The sequence below is a fragment of the Alienimonas chondri genome (assembly GCF_013036045.1).
Lineage (GTDB): Bacteria > Planctomycetota > Planctomycetia > Planctomycetales > Planctomycetaceae > Alienimonas > Alienimonas chondri.
In genome coordinates, this window is record NZ_WTPX01000256.1 from 1 (window position 1) to 3,970 (window position 3,970).

Sequence of the window (3,970 nt, forward strand, 5' to 3'; positions counted from 1 at the left end):
GCCCTCGCCCGGGGGGACGACGACGCCGCGGCGGCGCTCTGGACTGAACTTTTGGGCCGCCTGCTGGACCGAGACCTTGCTGAATCGGCTGAGCCCGCAGACCTCCCCATCGCCCCCGGACCCCGAGCCCGCCGGGCGTTGCACCTCGCGGCGCTGGCAGCGGAGAACGGACTGACGGCGTTCTCGATCCGAGCCGTCCGCGAAACGCTCGGCGGCGGCTCGCCCGTCGGCGGGGAGGGTCGAGAGGTCTTGAGCGATGCCTCGGTCGCCCTGCTGCTCGATCGCATCGCCACGACATGGGACGCCCACGACGCCGATCCCGACGCGGTCGCGGCCGTTCTCCTCGACATCGTGCTGCCGCCGGAGCATTCCGAAAAGGTCTTTCCGTACCTCGGCCGGGACAACGCACTCTCCGACGACCCTCCCAACAGCGCCGTCGGGCTGCTGTCCTCCTGGAGCGCCCGCGCGGACAAGTCGCAAGCGATTCGCACACGACTGGCGACGCGGACCGACGAGTCCGCCAAGGCTTTGATCGAAACCTATCTCGCTGTCGCGAACGGCGACGCGGAGGCGCCGCTCGCCTCGCTGCGTAAGAAGGTGTGGGCGAGCGAGGACCGTCGGGACGCGGAACTCGCCGCCCATGCCGCGGTCGCCGCTCTGGATGCGGACGTCGCCTCGATCGAAGCGGCCGTCACCCTGGAAGCCGCGGTCGGCGTGCTGGCCGTCGACGAGCGGGGCAACCTCGCCCTGCTCCGCCGCCTCGCCCGGGAGAAACTCCGCTGGGGGAACGCGGATCGCGGGTCGAATCTCATCGAACGTTACCTGGAACTCGATCGGCTCCGCGGCGGCGTGGGGGCGGAGTACCTGCTCGCGACGGAACGCCGGCGGTTGATCGCCGCCGCCACCGACTACGTGCACGGCGTCGAGGCTCGTGCCAAGGCGGACGATGCTCATCAGGCTGACGAGGTGCATGAAGAGGCTCTCGACAAAGCCTTGGGGCTGCTCAAGCAGTTGGACGGTCTGCCCCACATCTCGGAGTCCCGTCAGGGAGTCGAGTTGCCGGCGGACGAGGCGGCGCTGCTGCTGGAGGCTCTCGCCGCCCTTCCGGCCAAAACGCGCGTCTCGCTGCTGGCCCAGTTCACACGGTTCGATCCCGACGGTGAGCGGCCCAACGGCCAACCCATAGGGCCGACCCGCGCCCCGCTGCACGCGATCGTCGCCCCCGGCCCGTCCGGCGGGCCGCCGGTGATCGGAACGCTCGAACTGTTGGCGACCTCCGCGAAGGAAATCGGCCGGGAGAACGAACTCACCCCGGTCTTCCTCGTCGGCGAGGCCGTCGGCAAAACCAACGCCGCCGACGCCCGCCTGACGATGATTCGACTCGCCGTGCTCCGACGCCTGCGGAGCCCGTCCGCGGACGCGAAAGCCCCGTTCGAGGCGGTCACGGCGCTGCTGGACGCCGCCGAGCGTCCCGGCGAGGCCCGGGAGATCGCGACGGCCGGCCTGTCGCTCGCCCAGGCGACGACGAATTCCCCCGCCTCCGCCGCCCCGCGAGCCGCGTTCCTCCGACGAGCAAGGACCTGGGCCGAAACCACCGGCGACGAGGCCGAAGCGTGGACCGCCGTCATCGACGCCCTGTCCGCCCCCGCCGAACGATCCGAAGAGGTTGAGTGACCGAGGTCATCGGTCGAGCGACGGTCGGGGGAGGTCGGTACCGTCATGGCGTCCCCCCGCTCCCCGCCCGTCGATCGCTCATGTTCTGTGCCGCCGCGCTCTCGGCCTCCGTTCCGGCCCTGTGCGCGGCGCTGCTCGCCGTTCAGCCGCCCGACCCGACCCTGGTGGCGCCGACGGAGGCTCTCTCGCCCATCGAGCAGCGGGACCGGTTCCAGCTGCCGCCCGGGTTCGAGATCCAACTCGTCGCCGCCGAGCCGGAGATCGGCCAGCCGATGAATCTGGCGTTCGACGCGGCCGGGCGACTCTGGGTGACGCACTCGACGACCTACCCCTACCCGGTCGAGGGGCCGGGCATTCAGCCGCGGGCCGAGGGGATGGACGGCATGACGCCCGGGCCGCCGCGCGATCGGCTGTCCGTGCTGACGGACTTCACCCCGGACGGCTTGGCCCGCTCCGTCACGCACGTCGAAGACGGCTTGAATATTCCGATCGGCCTGTTGCCGCTGGGCGGCGCGGCGGGTGGCGAGAGGGGCGGCGCGACCGACGAGGACCGCGGTGAGGCGCTGGTCTATTCGATTCCAAACGTGTGGCGGACCGCGGCCGACGGCGGACCGCGGACGCCGGTCGTCACCGGGTACGGCAACCTCGACACGCACGGGATGACGAACTCGTTCACCCGCTGGCTGGACGGCTGGATCTACGCCTGTCACGGGTTCCGCAACGACTCCCATCTGACCGGCTCCGACGGTTCGACGCTGCACCTCAACTCCGGCAATACCTATCGTTTCCGGCCGGACGGGTCGCGGTTGGAGGCGTTCACCCGCGGGCAGGTGAACCCGTTCGGTCTGACGTTCGACCCGCTGGGCAACGCCTACAACGCGGACTGCCATTCCCGACCGCTGACGCTGCTGCTCCGCGGCGCCTATTACCCGAGCTTCGGCAAGCCGGACGACGGGCTGGGGTTCGGACCGGAGATGATCGACCACAATCACGGTTCGACCGGCATCTGCGGCGCCGCGTGGTACGACGCCGAACACTTCCCGCAGGAGTTCCGGGACGCGCTGTATCTATGCAACCCCGTCACCGGCCGGGTACACCGCGACCGGGTGACCTGGAAGGGTTCGACGGCCCACGCCGACAAGCAACCGGACTTCGTCCGCTGCGACGACCCGTGGTTCCGGCCGGTGTACGTCACGCTCGGACCGGACGGGGCGTTGTATCTGGCGGACTTCTACAACGCGGTCATCGGGCACTACGAAGTCCCCCTCGCCCACCCGGCCCGCGACCGTCGTCGGGGCCGCATCTGGCGGATCGTCTGGCGGGGCGAGGGTTCGGAAGCCGGCGAACCGGCGGCGGCGGTCGATCTGACGCGGCTGTCGGCCGACAACCTCGCCGATCGCTTCGCCGATCCGAACATCACGGTCCGTACCGCGGCGACGCACGAGTGGGTCGACCGCATCGGCTCCACCGGCCGCCCGACGCTGGAGACGCGTCTGTCGGAGACCGGCCCGACCTTCCGCGTGCACGCCGCTTGGGCGCTGCACCGGACCGGGGGGCTAACCGAAGACCGGCTCGCGGCGCTCGGCTCCGATCCGGAAGCCGTCGTGCGGATTCACACGGCGAAGATTCTCGGCGACCGCGAGGCATGGTCCGCCTCCGATGTCGACCTGGCCCGCACGCTGCTGACGGACGCCGACCCGTTCGTCCGGCGAGCCGCGGCCGACGCGCTCGGTCGCCGCCCCGCGGCGGGGCACGTGCGCCCGCTGCTGGAGGCCCTCGCCGCGACGGAAGCCGACGCGCCGGATGACACGATGTTGATCCATCAACTCCGCATCGGCCTGCGGGACTGTCTGACCGCCTCGGAGGATGCGGACGAATTCGCAGTCGAAGCGTTCGAGCCCGCCGATCGCCGACGCCTCGCCGGGGTTCTCGTCGCCGTTCCCACGCCGGGCGGGGCGCGGCTGTTGGCCGACCTGCTCGCCCCGGCCGAACCGTCGTTCGCCGCGGCCGAGGTCGACCGCTTCATGGCTCACGTCGCGAGGTACGGAGCCGACGAGGCATCGGACGAACTACTAACGAACCTGTGGCGTCGGACCGACGGGACCGTTCGCCGGGCCGAACTGCTGGGCGCCGCCGCCGAGGGGCTGAAGCGGCGGGGAGCGAATCCGACGGCGCTGCTCGGGGAGCGGGGACGCGACACGGTGACGGCGGGGCTGGGGACCGCCGGCGACGCGACCCCGACGGCCGCGCTCGCCGCTGCCGCCGGGTTGGCGGCTGACCTGGCCCTGCATGACGT

Annotated in this window: 2 protein-coding genes; both read left to right on the top strand. The window is 71.3% G+C overall.

The window, feature by feature from the left end; genetic code table 11:
• A partial coding sequence (locus LzC2_RS20560) for a hypothetical protein (RefSeq protein ID WP_171189902.1) occupies nt 1-1,674 on the top strand: 1,674 nt, incomplete at its 5' end.
• An 80-nt stretch (nt 1,675-1,754) separates the two neighbouring features.
• On the top strand, nt 1,755-3,970 hold a 2,216-nt coding region (locus LzC2_RS20565; RefSeq protein WP_171189903.1), incomplete at its 3' end, for a DUF7133 domain-containing protein.